Consider the following 16,194-nt stretch of genomic DNA (forward strand, 5'->3'; position numbering starts at 1 on the left):
TCAAGGTTCCTGCGCCAGTTCAAGGGCGGCGCCAATCACCGCATTGTCGCTTGGAAGCCCGAACATTGCTGCCCCCGCCAACGGGGTATAGGTATCGGCACCGCAGACCCGGCGCAGCGGCAGGTGGCCGAAGCCGGCCTCGACCAGGGCGGTGACCACGCCCTCGCCCACCCCGCCACTGTGGCGGCCCTCGTCCAGCACCAGCACGCGCCGGGCGCTGGCGGCTTGCGCGGCGATGAAACCGGCATCCAGCGGCACCAGCCAGCGCAGGTCGACCACCCGCACCTGCCAGCCCAGCTGCTGCTCGATTGCCCGCGCCGCGCGCAGCGCCATCGGCACGCCATTGCCATAGGTGTAGACCACCAGGTCGCCTGCCTCCGGCGCATAGACCCGCCCTTCGCCCGGCACCAGCGCCTGGCCCTGGGCGGGGTAGTCGAACAGCCACTGGCCATCGCCCGGCGCATGCAGGTCCTTGCTCATGTACAGCGCGATCGGCTCCAGGAACACCGCCACCCGCCCGTCCACCCGCGCCAGCGCGGCCAACGTGCGCAGCATCATCACCGCATCGTCGCCGCGCGACGGGCAACCGACCACCAGGCCGGGAATGTCGCGCAGCGCGGTGATCGAATTGTCGTTGTGGAAGTGGCCACCGAAGCCCTTCTGGTAGCCCAGCCCGGCCACCCGAACCAGCATCGGGTTGCGGTACTGGTCATTGGAGAAGAACTGCAGCGAGCACGCTTCGCCGCGCACCTGGTCGATGGCGTTGTGCAGGTAGGCCAGGTACTGGATCTCCGGGATCGGCAGCATGCCCATGTTGGCCAGGCCCTGCGCCATGCCCAGGATCATGGTCTCGTCCAGCAGGGTGTTGAACACCCGGCGTGGGCCGAAGCGGCGCAGCAGATCCTTGGTGACGGTATAGACACCGCCCTTCTGCGCGACGTCCTCGCCGAACAGCAGGCTCTGCGGATACTTCGCCAGCAGTTCCTGCAGCCCATGGTTGATCTGGATGGCGAGGTGCCGAGGTGCCTGCCGCTCGGGCAGGACCTCCGCACCGCCATACTGCGCTTCGCGCGCATCGGCGGGCACCTCGCGCCGCGCTTCGGCCTGCACCGCCGCCGGCGTGTACGGTGCCAGCGGCGCCATCACCTCCTGTAGCGACTGCAGCGTCGGGCGGCCTTCGGCATCCGCCGCCGCCGCCATGCAGCGCGCGCGCATCGTTTCGTAGGCGACCTCGATGGCGGCCGCATCCATCCAGCCCGACTCCATCGCGATCTGCGCCGAGCGCAGCAGCGGATCCTGCGCCTCGGCCGCGCACAGCTCCGGCAGCGCGCGCCATTCCACCTCGAAGTCGGTGCCGGCGTGGCCCATCAGGCGGGTGGTGCGCAGATGCAGGAAGGTGGGTCGCCGCGTGCGCCGGCAGTGCTCCACCGCCGCCTGCACCTGGGCGTGCCCGGTGGCCAGGTCGAGACCATCAGCGAAGAAATAGTCGAGCCCCGGCTGGCGGCTGAAGCGCTCGGCAATCCAGCCTTCCGGCGTCTTCACTGAAATGCCCAGCCCGTTGTCCTCGCAGACGAACAGGATCGGCGCCGGCAGCTTCTGGTAGGCCGACCACATCGCGGTGTTGAACGCGGTCTGCGCGGTGGCATGGTTGGCCGAGGCGTCGCCGAACGAGCACAGCACGATGCTGTCGGCCGGGATCGGCAACGGCTGCCCCAGGCGCTTGCCGCTCTCGATGGCCAGCGCGGTGCCCAGCGCTTTCGGCAGGTGCGACGCGATGGTCGAGGTCTGCGGCAGCACCCACAACGGTTTGCTGCCCCACACCTTGTGGCGGCCCCCGCTGGCCGGGTCATCGGCGCTGGCGGCGAAAGACAGCGCGGCATCGCGCAGCGGATCGATGCCCGGCACCTGGCGCGAACGCTCGGCCATGAAGGCACCAGAGCGATAGTGCAGGAAGGCTGGATCGGTATGCCGGCAGGCCCGCGCCAACAGCGCGTTGCCTTCGTGGCCGGAGGAACCGATGGTGTAGAAGACCTTGTTCTGAACGCGCAGCACGCGTGCCATCAGGTCCAGCTGGCGGCTGGCCAGCTGCGAATCGAACAGTTCGCCAAACGCTGCGGCAGTGAGCGTGCTGCCCGGCAGGATCGGCGCATCCGGCGCCGGGCGCGGACGCGGGGTTCCACGCCAGCCACGCACCGCATCGAGAAAGTTGACGTCGCACACTTCGGCGCGGTTGAGCACGCGCATGCGTGCGGGAATCGGATCTGGAACCACAGCGAACATCGAACACCCTCCGTGTCGTTGTTGCATTCCGCCCGGCGCTGGCCAGGCGCTACCCTGTGGGGGTCACCCTGGCGAGAGTCACGCAGCCTCGAATCGCGAGCGCACTTCGGCAGTCACGGCCGGCATCGGCAGGAAGCGCGGTTGTTCACGCACGCGCTGCAGCCAGCCACGCACTTCCGGGAATGGCTCCAGACTGATACCGCCCTCTGCCGCCACGTCGGTATAGGCGAACAACGCGATATCGGCGACGCCATATCCGTTGCCGGTGAACCATTGCGCCTGGCGCAGGTGCTGCTCCATCACCGCCAGCGCGGTGGCGGCGCGCTCGTGCAGGCGCGGCAGTTCGGCGCGGCGCGGTGAATCAGCGGGGGTCCAGCCACGGATGAAGCGCGCCACCGCCACGCACGGCTCGTGCGTGTACTGCTCGAAGAACATCCAGCTCAACGCCTGCGCGCGCTCCCAGCCATCGGTGGGCAGGTACGGCGTGCCCTCGGCCAGCCAGAACAGGATCGCGTTGGATTCGGTCAGCACGCGGCCATCGTCGCGGACGATCAGCGGCACCTTGGCATTCGGATTCAACGCCAGGAATTCGGGGGTGTGGGTCTGGCCATGGGCGCTGTCCACCTCCACCCAGCGGTAGCGGCTGCCGAGCTGCTCCAGCAGCAGGCGCACCTTGTGGCAATTGCCCGAGACCGACATGCCATGCACCGTCAACGGGACGCGCTCTTCCACCATCGCCTGCTCCATCGGATCCGGCCGGCGGCCAGCTGCGTGCAGTCTGGCAAGCGCGCCGATGAATGCCAAGCGCGGGTGCAGCATGGCAACCCGGTAGTGCCGGCCGCTGGCCGGCAATCGCGTTGCGGCAGATTCATGCGATTGCCGGCCAGCGGCCGGCACTACCGGGCAACGATCAGCGCGCGCGCTGCCGCCACTGCTCGCGCGACTGGCCCCAGATCTGCATCGGCTTGTCGTTGTACGGCGCTGGCAACTCCCCCATGCGCAGCAGGGTGCTGCCGAGCTTGCGCGCGACCGCCCGCGAGTTGTCGTTGTTCTCGGCAATGGTGTGGATCACTTCGTCCCAACCCAGCGTGTCGAACGCCCAATCGATTGCTGCGACCGCCGCTTCCGGCGCATAGCCCCGGCCCCAGCTGGCATGACGGATGCCCCAGCCGACCTCGGTACCGGGCCAGTCCTGCGGTTGCCAGGGCCCCATCCGCCCGATCCAGTCACCGCTGGATTTCTCGATCACGCTGAACATCGAGAAGCCAAACAGCTGCCAGGCGCCAGCCAGGCTGCAGAAGCCACGCCAGGCCACCGAAGGCGGCTGCACGCCACCAAGGGTGCGCATCGTTTCCTCGTCGGCGCAGAACGCCAGATACGGCTCGTAGTCCTCGCGCAGCAGCGGCCGCAGGATCAGCCGTTCGGTTTCGATGCGCAGGTCGAAGATGCTCATGCCGGCTCCATGTCGAAGGAAGCGTCCATGATGGTGGATTCACGCCCCGCGCGGATGAATTTCGCCGGCTGCAACGAAACGGGCCGGCATAAGCCGGCCCGTCAGGTACTGCATGCGGCATCTGGATTACTGGCGCGTGCTGGCCGCCGTGGCACCGGCAGCAGCGGTCTGCGTGACCAGCTGGCCGTCGACCACCGGCAGGCGATCGCTGGCCGGCTTGTTGTCCATGCGCACGGTCTTCTCGGCGCCGTCGTAGCGGTAGGTCACGTTGTAGCCCTTCACCACGTCATTGGTGCCCATGGCGATGCGGTTGCCCGGCTTGCTGGCCATGCGCATGGTGCCGGTGGTGCCGTCCTCGTTGCGGTAGGTCACGTTGTAGCCGGTAACACGGCTCGACTCGGAGGTGGCGGTCTCGGTGTGGCACTGGCGCTCGGTGCGGTTGACCACGCGGCCACCCACATGGCGCTTGTCGATCTGGTTGCCGATGAAGCCACCGGCCACGGCACCGGCTGCGGTCGCGGCCTTCTTGCCGTTGCCACCGCCGACCTGGTTGCCCAGCAGGCCACCCACCACAGCACCGACCACGGTACCGCCGACGTTGCCGTCACGTTCCGGCAGGCGCTCCTGCACCGTCACGTCCTGGCAGACTTCATGCGGGGTCTGGGTGGTGGAGGTCTCACGCACCGCGTCGGTGCCGATCACGGTGGCGTAGGCCTTCTGCTTCTCGGTGATCGGGTCGACCTTCAGCACATCGGCATATTCCAGCCCACGCGGTGCGGTCGGGTCGAGAGTGTCACCACGCGCGCCATCGTCGGTGGCGTTGCCATCGACCAGGCGCGATTCACCATTGGGGGTTCCGGCGCTGATGGAATCGGGCGATCTGTCGCCACTCTTCATGAAGGCGGCAGTGGCGATGCCACCGACCAGCAGCGCGCCCGCTGCGACCAGGACAGTTGTAGTTGTGCTTTTCATGACCTGCTCCTTGCGGACCATCCGCAACGTTCTCGAACCAGATTGCAGCATGCGCTGCCTGAACGGAATCTCCACATTTCCTGCTCATTCCCGTAACCCATTCAGCATCGGGAAATGCTGGGCCCGTGGTAGCGTTTGCATATTCCCCAGGAGGACCCCCGCCATGGCCAACCCGATGCTGCTGCCGGTACTGCAATGGGCGCGCCGGCTGCGCTACCCCACCCTGTTCAAGCTCACCGCGGGCCTGTTCGCGCTGACCCTGTTCATCCCAGACCCGATTCCGTTCGTCGATGAGCTGGTGCTCGGCTTCGGCACCCTGCTGCTGGCCAACTGGAAGCGCCGCAACACCACCACGCCTCCGCCGCTGGAGCAGCATTGAGCCTGCTGGTCGACAGCCACTGCCATCTGGACGCCAGCGAGTTCGACCGCGACCGCGCCGCGGTGGTCGAGCGTGCGCAGGCCGCTGGCGTGCACCTGCAGGTGGTGCCGGCGGTGACCGCAGCCAGCTGGCCGAAGCTGCGCGAGGTCTGCCAGCAGGCGCCGGGGCTGTACCCAGCCTACGGCCTGCATCCGATGTTCCTGGCCGAGCACCAGCCTGGGCACCTGCCGCTGCTGCGCGAGTGGATCGAACGCGAACGCCCCTGCGCGATCGGCGAATGTGGTCTGGACTTTTTCGTTGAAGGCCTGGATGCCGAGGCGCAACAGGCATATTTCATCGGTCAGCTGGAACTGGCCCGTGAGTTCGAGCTGCCGGTGATCGTGCATGCACGGCGCGCGGTGGATGCGGTGATCGCCGCGATCCGTCGCGTCGGCGGCCTGCGCGGCGTGGTGCACAGCTTTTCCGGCAGTCCGGAACAGGCAGCGCAACTGCACAGGCAGGGCTTCCTGCTCGGGCTCGGCGGCCCGTTGACCTACGAACGCGCGCAACGCCTGCAGCGGCTGGTGCGCGAGATGCCGCTGGAACAGCTGCTGTTGGAGACCGACGCCCCGGACCAGCCTGACGCCGGCATCCGCGGCCAGCGCAACGAACCGGCACGGCTGGCGATCATCGCCCGCCACGTGGCGGCGCTACGCGGGATGGAGCTGGACGCGGTGGCCCAGGCCACGACGGAGAACGCGCGGCGGCTGTTCGCGCTGCCCGCAATGCAACGGTAGGTGCCGGCCGCTGGCCGGCGTCTGCGCTGATTCAATCATTCCGGAGTTGCCGGCCAGCGGCCGGCACTACCATCACGCGTCAGCGTGATCCTCGACCACTTCGGCCTTCACCTTCTTCGGCTCCAGCAGCATTTCAAGCGCCTTGCCGACCGCCGCGAACGCGAACGCACCGGTGATGTGGGTCGCCGCACCCAGGCCCGCGCCGCAGTCCAGCTTCAATGCCGCATCAGCGCCCAGGTTCGGGCGGATGCCACAGACGCTGCCATCGGCCTGCGGGTACTTCACATTCTCCAGCGAATACACCGCCGGCACGCCGAAGTAGCGCTTGGCATTCTTCGGAAAGTTGAACTCGCTGCGCAGCTTCTTGCGGATCAACGCCAGCATGGCGTCGTGCTCGGTGCGCGAGACATCGCGGATGCGCACCAGGGTGGGATCGGTGCGACCACCGGCAGCCCCCACGGTCAGCAGCGGCAGCTTGCGGCGGCGGCACCAGGCAATCGTCTCGACCTTGACCCGGAAGCTGTCGCAGGCATCGATCACCAGATCAAAGCCACGGTCCAGCAGTTCGGCCATGTTCGACACCGTCAGGAACGCCTGTACGGCATCGACCGCGATGTCCGGGTTGATCGCGCGGCAGCGTTCGGCCATCGCCTCGGCTTTGTTGCGGCCGTAGTTGCCTTCCATCGCCGGCAGTTGCCGGTTGGTGTTGGACACGCAGATGTCATCGGCATCGATCAGGGTCAGGTGACCGACCGCCGAACGGGCCAATGCCTCCACCACCCACGAGCCAACGCCCCCCATGCCCACCACCGCCACGCGGCTGCTCTGCAGGCGCTCGAGTGCGCCCACGCCATACAGCCGTTCGATGCCGGCGAAGCGTTGTTTGACCTGTTCGTTCATCCGGCTATTTTAACGTGCAGGCGCCAGCGCCTGCAGCGCGCCGGCATCGAACCCACCGTTGCACGTCCGGAGAGCCCGCCATGAACGCCAGCCCGCCCCGCCGCCCGTCCACCGCCTACCGCTATCTGTTCGTGCTCGGCCTGGGCCTGTTGATCGGCCTGATCGCCACGGTGATGGTCGGCCGCGCCCTGCAGGCCCGCCGCGATCCGTTCCCGGACAGCCTGATGCAGGTGATGCAACGGCAATCGCAGCTGCTGCAGCAGGCCCAGCAGCAGAACCGCTGCAGCCTGGCCGACAGCGTGCCGCGGTTGCAGGCGATGCGCCTGCTGTCCAACGATCTGGACCTGGCCTTTCCCGGGCTGAAGGACAGCGCGCAGTTCCAGCAGCATGCCAGTCAGCTGCGCGGCAACCTCAACGCCGCTCTGGCTGCGCCGCCCAGCGACTGCACGGCCCTGGCCCAGGTGGTGGAAACGGTGCAGGCCGACTGCCGCGCCTGCCACCAGGACTTCCGCTGAGCCGCATTCATCCTGCAGCCGGACAAGGCCTGCGCGGTTGGCGCCTTGTTCACGTTCAAAAGGGGACGATTCGTCCACCCTGCTGCATGACGCAGTACCACCCCAGACACCCGCCTTCACGGCCAGGAGACGCCCCATGAAGATCCAGCTCATCGCCGCCAGCGCCATCGCTACCCTTGCCCTGGCTGGCTGTGCCACCTCGCCCGGCTACGGCGGTGGTGGTTACAACAACGGCTACAACAATGGCGGCTACGGCAACAATGGTGGCTACAACCAGGGCCGCTGCGCCGACTGCGGCATCGTGACCCGCATCAACACCGTGCAGTCCGGCCGTACCGCGCCCAGCGCGACCGGCGCGATCCTGGGCGGCATCGTCGGCGCCGTGGCCGGCCACGAGATCTCCGACCACACCGGCGGCAGCCGTGGCAACAAGAACATCGCCGCCGCTGCGGGCGCGGTCGGTGGCGCACTGGCCGGCAACCAGATCCAGAAGAACGTGACCAGCGACACCTACGACATCAGCGTGCGCATGGACGATGGCCGCACCATCGTGGTCAACCAGCGCGACCTCGGCGGCATCCGCGAGAACACCTACGTGCGCGTGGTCAACGGCAAGGTCATCCTGCGCTGACCTGCATCGGGCCGATGGCAAAGAAAAGGCCCGCTTGCGCGGGCCTTTTCATTTGACGGTATGCAGCGCGATCAGGTCGGCTGAACGGCGTCGGCCTGCAGGCCCTTCTGGCCCTGCACGACGGTGAAGGTGACCTTCTGGCCTTCCTTCAGGCTCTTGAAGCCCTGGGTCTGGATGGCACGGAAGTGCACGAACACGTCTTCGCCGTTTTCACGGCTGATGAAGCCGAAGCCCTTTGCATCGTTGAACCACTTGACGGTACCGGTCTCGCGATCAGACATCTCACTAACTCCCTGGTGACTCTCTCTTGTTGTAGGAAACGCCTGGTGGGCGGCTGACAAGCAAGGGGGAAGCGAGGTGCATCGATGCAGCGGATCGGGAAGATCTTGCTTCATCAGGCCACGATCCACGGTGACCTTGCCAAGCTCAGCGACTGCAACTTAACCCGCCCAAAACGAAAAAGCAACTGGCAAAATCTTTCACTGTCAACCCCAAAACGACCACCGTACGGGACAGCATGGGACTCTCATTCATCTTATATCTGCTAGCGGTCATTTTTGTCCTCGTCGGCATCGCCGGAATCATCCTTCCGGCCCTCCCCGGCATCCCGCTGGTGTTCATCGGACTGCTGCTGGCGGCGTGGGCCGACGGCTTCGCCCACGTCGGCTGGCCGACCCTGGTCGCGCTGGGCGTACTGACCCTTCTCTCGCTGCTGGTGGACGTACTGGCCACAGTGGTGGGTGCGCAGCGGGTCGGTGCCAGCCGCAAGGCGCTGTGGGGCACGTTCGTCGGCAGCATCGTCGGGCTGTTCTTCATGCCGATCGGCCTCTTTGCCGGGCCCCTGATCGGCGCCCTGGCCGGCGAGTACTGGCACACCCGTGAACTGGGCCGCTCGACCAAGGTGGGTCTGGCCACCTGGCTCGGCATCCTGCTCGGCCTGGCGTTGAAGCTGGCGGTGGTGATCGCGATGCTGGGCCTGTTCGCCTTCGCCTGGTTCCTGTAAGCCGCACGGTCTTCACGCCGCGCGCACGCGGTGGCCGTGCATAAACCGTGGGGGCTGGCCGCGATGCGGTACAGCCGCCACACTGTGCGATTCCCGTATTCACCGAAGGGCCTGCTGGAATGACCCTCCCCCCGCTGCTTCCCCGCCTTGCGCCGCTGGCGCTGGCCCTGGCCAGTGCCCCATTGGCCGCGCAGGAATTCGTGCCCAGCACCGATACCTCGCCCGCGGCGTGTGCCGCCATCACCACTGACGCGGCGCGCCTGGCCTGCTATGACCGCCTGTTCGCGCATACGCCGCAGGCCACGGCCGCCGCCGATGCCGCTGCCGAGGCGGCCGCGCAGGCCCGTCGCGAAGAACGCCAGACCGCACGCGTGAGCCAGGGCGAAGAGAAACTGCGCGAGCGGGTCAGCGACCTGTTCCGCCCCGCTGCGCCGGACAGCGCGCTGGCCAATGCCGGCCGCGGTTCGCTGTTGGACAGCCGCTGGGAACTGGCCGAGGACTCCAAGCTCGGCCCATTCCAGCTGCGTGCCTACAAGCCGGTGTACCTGCTGCCGGCGTTCTGGACCAGCGACCGCAACACCACGCCGCATTCGCCGAATCCGGCCAACACGGTCACCACGCCGCAGGTGCTGGACAGCGCCGAACTGAAGTTCCAGATCAGCTTCAAGACCAAGATCGCCGAGAACCTGTTCGGCGACAACGGCGACATCTGGGCCGGCTACACCCAGAGCTCGCGCTGGCAGGCCTACAACGGCGAGGATTCGCGCCCGTTCCGCGAAACTAACTACGAGCCGGAAGTGATGATGGTGTTCCGCAACGGCTACTCGATCGGTGGCTGGCGTGGACGCATGACCGGCATCGCGCTGAACCACCAGTCCAACGGCCGTGCCGACCCACTGTCGCGCAGCTGGAACCGGGTGATGCTCAACATCGGCCTGGACCGCGAGAACTGGGCGCTGGTGCTGCGGCCGTGGTACCGCATTCCCGAGACCCGCAGCGACGACAACAATCCGGACATCGAGGACTACATGGGCCGCGGTGATGCGACCCTGACCTGGAACCGCAACGGCCACGAAGTCTCGCTGATGGCACGCCATTCGCTGCGTACCGGCAGCCGCTCACACGGTGCCCTGCAGCTGGATTACGGCTTCCCGATCAGCAACCTGCTGCGCGGCCACGTGCAGATCTTCGACGGCTACGGCGAAAGCCTGATCGACTACAACCACAAGGCCACCTACGTGGGCGTGGGCGTGTCGCTGCTGGAGTGGTTCTGATGGACGTGACGATCTGGCACAACCCGGCCTGCAGCAACTCGCGTGGCGCATTGAAGCTGATCCGCGATGCGGGCTTCGATCCGGAGGTGATCGAGTACCTGGGCAATCCACCCGATGTGGCCACACTGCGCCAGGTGCTGGCCGAATCCGGATTGAGCGCACGTGATCTGGTGCGCAGCAAGGAAGCACAGTTCACCGAACTGGGACTGGAAGAGACCGACGATGCCACGCTGCTCGCCGCGATGGCCGCACACCCGCGCCTGATCAACCGCCCCGTGGTGCGCACGCCCAAGGGCACCCGGCTGTGCCGTCCACCGGAAACGGTGCTGGAGATCCTGTAACGGAAAAGGGGACGGAGGGGATCAAGTCGCTTGTGCACAAACGACTTGATCCCCTCCGTCCCCTTTTCTGGTTACCGCCAGTCGGTGATGCCTTCGCGGCGGTATACCTCGGCGAACGCCGGGCGCGCCTTCATCGACGTGGCATGTGCCTTGAGCACAGGCCAGGTGTCGCTGGGCTTCGGCATGTTGCGCGACCAGCGCATCAGCATCACCAGCATGTAGTCGACCACGCAGGGCGTGGTGCCCAGCAGGTAGGGGCCATGCGCCTGCAGGTGCGTGGCGACCTGCTGCCAGGCCGCCTCAAGGCGCTGACGGGCCATCTCGCGGCTCGCTTCGATATTTGCCTCGCCCGCCATTTCATGCGGATAGAACCAGGCACGATAGGCCGGCTGCAGCGTATTGGCACACCAGAACATCCAGCGGTAGGCATCGGCGCGCTGCGGCGTGCCCAGTGCGGGCAGCAGGTTGGCCTCCGGATGGCGGTCAGCCAGATACAGTGCGATCGCCGCCGCTTCGGTCAGTACCAAGCCATCGATCAGCAGCGTCGGCACCACACCGGCCGGATTCAGCGCCAGGTACTCCGCCGACTTGTGCTCGCGCGCGTCGAAATCCAGCAGCACCAGTTCGTGCTCGATGCCCAGCTCGATCAGCAGCCAGTGCACCACCAGCGCGGCGGTACTGGTTGAACCATACAGCGTGGTGCTCATGCGGCGGATCCTGTGCGGGTGGATCCGCCGATTATGCACCCGCGCGCGCGGTCGCTGCTCAGCCGCAGATGCTCATGCAGGAATCCCGGCGTTCGCCACAGGACATCATCGGCGCGCGCATCGTGCAGTCATGCGCCTTCAGTTCGCAGGCACGGCGCAGGTCCGGGTTGTCCACATCCTTGCAGCGCTTGTCCGGCGCCGGCACCACCTGCTGCTCGCAATTGCTCTGGCGACTGCCGAGGGAGTCATTCTGCGCCATGCAGCTGCGATAGTCGGCCTGGCACTGCATGCGGCACTGCGAGGAGGCGGAGAAATCCGCACCTTCATAGGATGACGTTGTGCTGCAGCCGGCCAGGACCAGCAGGAACACAGCCGCGACGGATCGATGCAGGCGCATGGGCACATCCGGTGCAGGGGTGTTCCGACCTTAGCAGACTACGGTTACTCGTGCAGGCAGCGACGCGCGCCCCCGAATCAGTACACGGGAATGCCGGTGTCGGTGCGGACTTCATTCACGGTGCCGCCGCAGGAGAGCAGGCACTGGGCGTACGGAGCACTGCATGAAGGAAGCGCCGGGGAACCGCAGTAGGTGCCGGCGCCGTTGCCCCCTTCACAGTTGTGCCGCTGCTTGTCGTCGGCGATACCACTGCAACGGCTGATGATCCGGCTCTTCTCGCTTTCGCAGCTGCGCTGATCCGACTCCGCGCGGGCGCGGTTGTGGAAGTCGCACGTCGCCTTCTGGCTCTCGCAGACCGACGCGCAGATCCTCCCCGCTTCGTGGGTTGGCGGTTCGACGAAATAACGTGGCCCGCAGGCACTGCATGCCAGCGCAGCGACCAGCAACACGAAAACACGCGACCACTGCAGCACGATGGACTCCCTTCCAATACGTCAGACAGCGCACGTTAGCAGAGCACACCATCCACGGGCAGGCTGCATGCAACAACGGCGCCACACGGGCGCCGTTGTCTGGACCGGAACGGGAGGAATTACTCCACCACCACCGGAATCTTGCCGATGCGGGCCTGCCATTCGCGCGGGCCGGTCTTGTGCACCGATTCGCCAGTGGAGTCGACCGCCACGGTCACCGGCATGTCCTGCACGGTGAACTCGTAGATCGCTTCCATGCCGAGGTCGGCGAAACCAACCACCTTCGCCGCCTTGATCGCCTTGGACACCAGGTAGGCCGAACCACCGACGGCCATCAGGTAGGCCGACTTGTTGTCACGGATCGCCTCGATGGCCGCCGGGCCGCGCTCGGCCTTGCCGACCATGCCCAGCAGGCCGGTCTGTTCAAGCACTTGACGGGTGAACTTGTCCATGCGGGTGGCCGTGGTCGGGCCGGCCGGGCCCACTACTTCGTCACGCACCGGATCGACCGGGCCGACGTAGTAGATGAAGCGACCCTTCAGATCGACCGGCAGTTCCTCGCCCTTGTTGAGCATGTCGACCATGCGCTTGTGCGCGGCGTCGCGACCGGTCAGCAGCTTGCCGTTGAGCAGCAGGGTCTGGCCCGGCTTCCAGCTGGCCACGTCCTCCGGGGTGATCGTGTCCAGGTCCACGCGGGTGCCCTTGGACGAATCGTAGGTCAGCTTCGGCCAGTCCTCCAGCGACGGCGGGTCCAGCATCACCGGGCCGCTGCCATCCAGGGTGAAGTGCGCATGGCGGGTGGCCGCGCAGTTCGGGATCATCGCCACCGGCAGGTTGGCCGCGTGGGTCGGGTAATCGTTGATCTTGATGTCGAGCACGGTGGTCAGGCCACCCAGGCCCTGCGCGCCAATACCCAGCGCGTTGACCTTCTCGTACAGCTCCAGGCGCAGCTCTTCAATGCGGTTGGACGCACCACGGGCCTGCAGCTCGGTGATGTCGATCGGCTCCATCAGCGCTTCCTTGGCCAGCAGCATCGCCTTCTCGGCGGTGCCGCCGATGCCGATGCCGAGCATGCCCGGCGGGCACCAGCCGGCGCCCATGGTCGGCACGGTCTTCAGCACCCAGTCGACGATGGAATCGGACGGGTTGAGCATGGCGAACTTGGTCTTGGCTTCCGAACCACCACCCTTGGCGGCGACGATGACTTCGACGGTGTTGCCCGGCACCACCTTGACGTTGACCACGCCCGGGGTATTGTCCTTGGTGTTGGTGCGCTTGCCGGCCGGGTCGGCCAGCACCGAGGCGCGCAGCTTGTTGTCCGGGTGCATGTAGGCGCGGCGCACGCCTTCGTTGGCCATGTCTTCCACGCCCATGGTGGCGTCGTCCCAACGCACGTCCATGCCGATTTCCAGGAACACGGTGACGATGCCGGTGTCCTGGCAGATCGGACGGTGGCCTTCGGCGCACATGCGCGAATTGATCAGGATCTGCGCCATCGCTTCCTTCGCGGCCGGCGACTCCTCGCGCTCGTAGGCGGCGGCAAGGTTCTTGATGTAGTCGACCGGGTGGTAGTACGAGATGTACTGCAGCGCGTCGGCGATGGACTGGATGAGGTCTTCCTGCTTGATCGATGTCACGACTTGCTCGCTTGCTGGAGGCTGGCGGGGGTAATCCCCCCATTTTACCCCCTCCCCCGGCCGCAGGGTGGTAGTGCCGGCCGCTGGCCTGCACTATCCACGCACACCCTCTGTCACGCCACGCGCCACTGCGGCGTCCTTGCCCACATGAACGCTGAAACCGCTTTCCAGACCCACCGTCCGCGCCTGATGGCGCTGGCCTACCGCCTGCTCGGCAGTCGCGCCGACGCCGAAGACGTGGTCCAGGATGCCTGGTTGCGCTGGTCCGGCGCCGACCCGGCGGCCGTCCGCGACCCCGAAGCCTGGCTGGTCACCACCACCACCCGGCTCGGCCTGGACCGGTTGCGCGCAGCCAAGCGCGAGCGCGTGCACTACGTCGGCCCGTGGCTGGCCGAGCCACTGGCGGTCACCCTGGAGCCCGACCCGGCGCCCGGCCCGGCGCAGCTGCATGCGTTTGCCGACGATGTCTCGGTGGCTTTCCTGACCCTGCTTGAACAGCTCGGCCCCGAGGAACGCGCCGCCTTCCTGCTGAAGGAAGCCTTCGACCACGATTACCGTGAGATCGCCGACCTGATCGGCCACAGCGAGGCCAACTGCCGGCAGCTGGTGCATCGTGCCCGGCAGCGCCTGCAGGCCGGGCGGCAACGCTTCAACGCCGACGCCAGCCAGCACCGGCAACTGCTCACGCGCTTCATGGACGCTTCCCAGCGCGGCGACAGCGAAGCGATCCAGGCCCTGCTGCACGCCAACGCGCTGCTGGTCTCCGACGGCGGTGGCGTGGTTACCGCGGCGATCCGCCCGCTGCTGGGCGCCGAGCGCATCGGCCGCCTGTTCTGGGCCATCGCCCGCCGCGGCGCGGCGCATCCGGCGCAGTTGGGCTACGTCAACGGCGAGCCGGCGATCCTGCGCTTCCAAGGCGATCGCCTGCACTCGATCACCACCATCGAAGTGGTCGATGGCCGCATCGCCAACGTGTACAGCGTGTTGAATCCGGAAAAGTTGCCGGACGTTGTCACGCGCGGTGACGGCACGGCGTCCTTGTAATGAAAGGCGGCCATCGTGGCCGCCGTGGAGCCGAAAATGTCCGACCACGCATCTCCCCGCGTCCCTTACACCCGCTTGGCCGCCGAAGCCTTCAAGGGCCTGCTTGCCACCAGCCAGGCGGTGCATGACAGCTCGATCGATCCGACCCTGATGGAACTGCTGTTCCTGCGGGTGTCCCAGCTCAACGGCTGCGGCTACTGCATGGACATGCACGGCACGGCGCTGCGCAAGGGCGGCATCGAGCCGCGCAAGCTGGATACGCTGCCCGCGTGGCACGAAAGCCGTTTCTTCGATGCCCGCGAGCGTGCGGCGCTGGGCTGGGCCGAAGCGCTGACCCGGCTGACCGACGGTGCACCGTCACAGGCGGCGTTCGATGCACTGGCACCGCACTTCGATGAGAAGGGCATCAGTGACCTGAGCATGGGCATTGCGGTGATCAACGCCTGGAACCGGCTGGGCGCCGGGCTGCTGCCGCCGCTGCCCTGAGCGCTTCGTTGACAGTGCCTGGACCGCCGGGCACTGTACCTGCCCCGCAGGAAGCATCCGAACGTCATGGCCGACGAAGCCCCCGACACGCCCAGCAAGGAGGCGCTGAAGGCGCTGACCCAGTACCGGGAGCGGGACACCGCGCCGCCCGAACTCCTGTCGACGCTTGAACGGCATGGACTGTTGTGGCCCGTCGAACATCCGGGCCATGAGGCCCTCCAGGTGCGGATGTTCGCCGCCTATGCCCGCGCCGACCGCCAGCATGTGGCAGACAACTTCATCCTCGGCGTGCAGGAGAACCGCAGCGACCTGCGCGCCGGGCTGTCGGCGTATGCGTTCATGGTGAACTTCCCCAGGCATCAGGAGCAGCCACACCCCAGCCTGGCCTGTGCGGTCTGCGGCCAGGTCCGCGAAGGCAGATTCGACCCGACCAGCTGGGCGCGCGTCCGCCACAACATCGGGGTCGTGCTCGGCGGAAGCGTAAACGCCATCACCTTCCTGTTGGAACAACACAATCTGACGCCCAGACGGGCGCCCGGCGACATGAGCACACTGGTGGCACTGCTGCGGCTGCTGCACCACGAGAGCGACGCCAAGGACACCCCGTCGACCATCGTCAAACGCGTGCGCGCGCTGCCGGGCCTGAAACTGTCCGTCGAGCAGGCGCGTCACCTGCTGGATGCCCTGGGCCATGCCGGGCTGCTGCAGACCCCCGAGCATCCCGGCCTGGCGCAACGCTTCACCCGGGTCGGCCTGGCACCGCGCACGTCGCGCTCTTCGGACTGGAGCTATCCCGTCGATTTCTGGAAAGGCGCCTACGGCATCGACAGCGGGGCCCTGCGCTTCTGGTTCGCTCACCATCCTGCGCTGCTGGCTGCGCTGGACTGAGCGCGCAGGCGGCGCCGACGCGCTGCCCTGCCGGCGCA

At 67.0% G+C, this 16,194-nt stretch carries 20 protein-coding genes; 10 read left to right on the forward strand and 10 right to left on the reverse strand.

Going from position 1 to position 16,194, the window contains the following annotated elements; all coding sequences use genetic code 11:
• The 4 genes from ACMZ91_RS14690 to ACMZ91_RS14705 all read right to left on the reverse strand — a co-directional run bounded on the left by ACMZ91_RS14690 (window position 1) and on the right by ACMZ91_RS14705 (window position 4,705).
• Entirely contained in the window at window positions 1–2,280 is a 2,280-nt protein-coding gene (locus ACMZ91_RS14690; protein WP_149909199.1) for a thiamine pyrophosphate-dependent enzyme, read from the reverse strand.
• 78 nt (window positions 2,281–2,358) lie between these two features.
• On the reverse strand, window positions 2,359–3,015 hold the full coding sequence (locus ACMZ91_RS14695) for a glutathione S-transferase family protein (RefSeq protein ID WP_049460582.1): 657 nt from the start codon (window positions 3,013–3,015) through the stop codon (window positions 2,359–2,361).
• A 175-nt stretch (window positions 3,016–3,190) separates the two neighbouring features.
• The gene (locus ACMZ91_RS14700) at window positions 3,191–3,733 is read right to left on the reverse strand and encodes a GNAT family N-acetyltransferase (RefSeq protein WP_049460564.1); all 543 of its coding nucleotides are present in this window, start codon (window positions 3,731–3,733) and stop codon (window positions 3,191–3,193) included.
• A 126-nt stretch (window positions 3,734–3,859) separates the two neighbouring features.
• On the reverse strand, window positions 3,860–4,705 hold the full coding sequence (locus ACMZ91_RS14705) for a glycine zipper 2TM domain-containing protein (protein WP_049398785.1): 846 nt from the start codon (window positions 4,703–4,705) through the stop codon (window positions 3,860–3,862).
• A gap of 163 nt (window positions 4,706–4,868) precedes the next feature.
• On the opposite strand from ACMZ91_RS14705, the gene ACMZ91_RS14710 reads away from it, so the two are divergent.
• Both ACMZ91_RS14710 and ACMZ91_RS14715 read left to right on the forward strand, forming a co-directional pair.
• Entirely contained in the window at window positions 4,869–5,084 is a 216-nt protein-coding gene (locus ACMZ91_RS14710) for a DUF6116 family protein (protein WP_049398753.1), read from the forward strand.
• The gene (locus ACMZ91_RS14715; RefSeq protein WP_049460565.1) at window positions 5,081–5,860 is read left to right on the forward strand and encodes a TatD family hydrolase; all 780 of its coding nucleotides are present in this window, start codon (window positions 5,081–5,083) and stop codon (window positions 5,858–5,860) included. Before ACMZ91_RS14710 ends, ACMZ91_RS14715 begins: the two co-directional genes overlap by 4 nt.
• 72 nt (window positions 5,861–5,932) lie before the next feature.
• On the opposite strand, the gene ACMZ91_RS14720 is transcribed toward ACMZ91_RS14715, so the two are convergent.
• On the reverse strand, window positions 5,933–6,760 hold the full coding sequence (locus tag ACMZ91_RS14720) for a tRNA threonylcarbamoyladenosine dehydratase (RefSeq protein WP_049460567.1): 828 nt from the start codon (window positions 6,758–6,760) through the stop codon (window positions 5,933–5,935).
• An 80-nt stretch (window positions 6,761–6,840) separates the two neighbouring features.
• On the opposite strand from ACMZ91_RS14720, the gene ACMZ91_RS14725 reads away from it, so the two are divergent.
• Together ACMZ91_RS14725 and ACMZ91_RS14730 are read left to right on the forward strand one after the other, a co-directional pair.
• The gene (locus ACMZ91_RS14725) at window positions 6,841–7,275 is read left to right on the forward strand and encodes a cytochrome c (RefSeq protein WP_049420899.1); all 435 of its coding nucleotides are present in this window, start codon (window positions 6,841–6,843) and stop codon (window positions 7,273–7,275) included.
• A 136-nt stretch (window positions 7,276–7,411) separates the two neighbouring features.
• On the forward strand, window positions 7,412–7,906 hold the full coding sequence (locus ACMZ91_RS14730) for a glycine zipper 2TM domain-containing protein (protein ID WP_010486804.1): 495 nt from the start codon (window positions 7,412–7,414) through the stop codon (window positions 7,904–7,906).
• A 71-nt stretch (window positions 7,907–7,977) separates the two neighbouring features.
• Here ACMZ91_RS14730 and ACMZ91_RS14735 read toward each other — a convergent pair whose 3' ends face one another.
• Window positions 7,978–8,187, reverse strand: coding sequence for a cold-shock protein (locus tag ACMZ91_RS14735; protein WP_005410290.1), 210 nt, complete (start codon window positions 8,185–8,187; stop codon window positions 7,978–7,980).
• Window positions 8,188–8,423: 236 nt separating this feature from the next.
• Here ACMZ91_RS14735 and ACMZ91_RS14740 point away from each other — a divergent pair, with 236 nt between their 5' ends.
• From ACMZ91_RS14740 to arsC, 3 genes are all read left to right on the forward strand, one after another.
• Window positions 8,424–8,909, forward strand: coding sequence for a DUF456 domain-containing protein (locus tag ACMZ91_RS14740; RefSeq protein WP_049398758.1), 486 nt, complete (start codon window positions 8,424–8,426; stop codon window positions 8,907–8,909).
• A 119-nt stretch (window positions 8,910–9,028) separates the two neighbouring features.
• Window positions 9,029–10,183, forward strand: coding sequence for a phospholipase A (locus ACMZ91_RS14745; protein WP_019337376.1), 1,155 nt, complete (start codon window positions 9,029–9,031; stop codon window positions 10,181–10,183).
• Window positions 10,183–10,524, forward strand: coding sequence for an arsenate reductase (glutaredoxin) (gene arsC / locus ACMZ91_RS14750; RefSeq protein WP_049460569.1), 342 nt, complete (start codon window positions 10,183–10,185; stop codon window positions 10,522–10,524). The genes ACMZ91_RS14745 and arsC overlap by 1 nt, the downstream gene beginning before the upstream one ends.
• A 71-nt stretch (window positions 10,525–10,595) precedes the next feature.
• On the opposite strand, the gene ACMZ91_RS14755 is transcribed toward arsC, so the two are convergent.
• The 4 genes from ACMZ91_RS14755 to ACMZ91_RS14770 all read right to left on the reverse strand — a co-directional run bounded on the left by ACMZ91_RS14755 (window position 10,596) and on the right by ACMZ91_RS14770 (window position 13,738).
• A complete protein-coding gene (locus ACMZ91_RS14755) occupies window positions 10,596–11,231 on the reverse strand; it encodes a glutathione S-transferase family protein (protein ID WP_049398760.1) in 636 nt (211 codons plus the stop codon).
• 58 nt (window positions 11,232–11,289) lie between these two features.
• The gene (locus ACMZ91_RS14760) at window positions 11,290–11,628 is read right to left on the reverse strand and encodes a hypothetical protein (protein WP_049460571.1); all 339 of its coding nucleotides are present in this window, start codon (window positions 11,626–11,628) and stop codon (window positions 11,290–11,292) included.
• A 77-nt stretch (window positions 11,629–11,705) separates the two neighbouring features.
• Window positions 11,706–12,101 carry a hypothetical protein gene (locus ACMZ91_RS14765; RefSeq protein WP_049421524.1) on the reverse strand — a complete coding sequence of 132 codons (396 nt, stop codon included), beginning with the start codon at window positions 12,099–12,101 and terminating at the stop codon, window positions 11,706–11,708.
• 119 nt (window positions 12,102–12,220) lie between these two features.
• Window positions 12,221–13,738 carry a fumarate hydratase gene (locus ACMZ91_RS14770; RefSeq protein ID WP_049460574.1) on the reverse strand — a complete coding sequence of 506 codons (1,518 nt, stop codon included), beginning with the start codon at window positions 13,736–13,738 and terminating at the stop codon, window positions 12,221–12,223.
• A gap of 147 nt (window positions 13,739–13,885) precedes the next feature.
• Here ACMZ91_RS14770 and ACMZ91_RS14775 point away from each other — a divergent pair, with 147 nt between their 5' ends.
• From ACMZ91_RS14775 to ACMZ91_RS14785, 3 genes are all read left to right on the forward strand, one after another.
• Complete coding sequence (locus ACMZ91_RS14775) at window positions 13,886–14,782, forward strand: RNA polymerase sigma-70 factor (protein WP_049460576.1); 897 nt, start codon at window positions 13,886–13,888, stop codon at window positions 14,780–14,782.
• A 36-nt stretch (window positions 14,783–14,818) separates the two neighbouring features.
• Entirely contained in the window at window positions 14,819–15,268 is a 450-nt protein-coding gene (locus tag ACMZ91_RS14780) for a carboxymuconolactone decarboxylase family protein (RefSeq protein ID WP_049460578.1), read from the forward strand.
• A 66-nt stretch (window positions 15,269–15,334) separates the two neighbouring features.
• Window positions 15,335–16,156 carry a hypothetical protein gene (locus tag ACMZ91_RS14785; protein ID WP_049460580.1) on the forward strand — a complete coding sequence of 274 codons (822 nt, stop codon included), beginning with the start codon at window positions 15,335–15,337 and terminating at the stop codon, window positions 16,154–16,156.
• Window positions 16,157–16,194: the final 38 nt, after the last annotated feature.

The sequence above is a fragment of the Stenotrophomonas sp. FR024 genome (assembly GCF_047500745.2).
GTDB lineage: Bacteria > Pseudomonadota > Gammaproteobacteria > Xanthomonadales > Xanthomonadaceae > Stenotrophomonas > Stenotrophomonas maltophilia_A.

Bases quoted from the DNA above. Each gene is read 5' to 3' on its own strand.
- ACMZ91_RS14690 (WP_149909199.1), bottom strand. From the start codon at position 2,280: ATGTTCGCTGTGGTTCCAGATCCGATTCCCGCACGCATGCGCGTGCTC.
- ACMZ91_RS14695 (WP_049460582.1), bottom strand. From the start codon at position 3,015: ATGGTGGAAGAGCGCGTCCCGTTGACGGTGCATGGCATGTCGGTCTCG.
- ACMZ91_RS14700 (WP_049460564.1), bottom strand. From the start codon at position 3,733: ATGAGCATCTTCGACCTGCGCATCGAAACCGAACGGCTGATCCTGCGG.
- ACMZ91_RS14705 (WP_049398785.1), bottom strand. From the start codon at position 4,705: ATGAAAAGCACAACTACAACTGTCCTGGTCGCAGCGGGCGCGCTGCTG.
- ACMZ91_RS14710 (WP_049398753.1), top strand. From the start codon at position 4,869: ATGGCCAACCCGATGCTGCTGCCGGTACTGCAATGGGCGCGCCGGCTG.
- ACMZ91_RS14720 (WP_049460567.1), bottom strand. From the start codon at position 6,760: ATGAACGAACAGGTCAAACAACGCTTCGCCGGCATCGAACGGCTGTAT.
- ACMZ91_RS14725 (WP_049420899.1), top strand. From the start codon at position 6,841: ATGAACGCCAGCCCGCCCCGCCGCCCGTCCACCGCCTACCGCTATCTG.
- ACMZ91_RS14730 (WP_010486804.1), top strand. From the start codon at position 7,412: ATGAAGATCCAGCTCATCGCCGCCAGCGCCATCGCTACCCTTGCCCTG.
- ACMZ91_RS14735 (WP_005410290.1), bottom strand. From the start codon at position 8,187: ATGTCTGATCGCGAGACCGGTACCGTCAAGTGGTTCAACGATGCAAAG.
- ACMZ91_RS14740 (WP_049398758.1), top strand. From the start codon at position 8,424: ATGGGACTCTCATTCATCTTATATCTGCTAGCGGTCATTTTTGTCCTC.
- ACMZ91_RS14745 (WP_019337376.1), top strand. From the start codon at position 9,029: ATGACCCTCCCCCCGCTGCTTCCCCGCCTTGCGCCGCTGGCGCTGGCC.
- arsC (WP_049460569.1), top strand. From the start codon at position 10,183: ATGGACGTGACGATCTGGCACAACCCGGCCTGCAGCAACTCGCGTGGC.
- ACMZ91_RS14755 (WP_049398760.1), bottom strand. From the start codon at position 11,231: ATGAGCACCACGCTGTATGGTTCAACCAGTACCGCCGCGCTGGTGGTG.
- ACMZ91_RS14760 (WP_049460571.1), bottom strand. From the start codon at position 11,628: ATGCGCCTGCATCGATCCGTCGCGGCTGTGTTCCTGCTGGTCCTGGCC.
- ACMZ91_RS14775 (WP_049460576.1), top strand. From the start codon at position 13,886: ATGAACGCTGAAACCGCTTTCCAGACCCACCGTCCGCGCCTGATGGCG.
- ACMZ91_RS14780 (WP_049460578.1), top strand. From the start codon at position 14,819: ATGTCCGACCACGCATCTCCCCGCGTCCCTTACACCCGCTTGGCCGCC.
- ACMZ91_RS14785 (WP_049460580.1), top strand. From the start codon at position 15,335: ATGGCCGACGAAGCCCCCGACACGCCCAGCAAGGAGGCGCTGAAGGCG.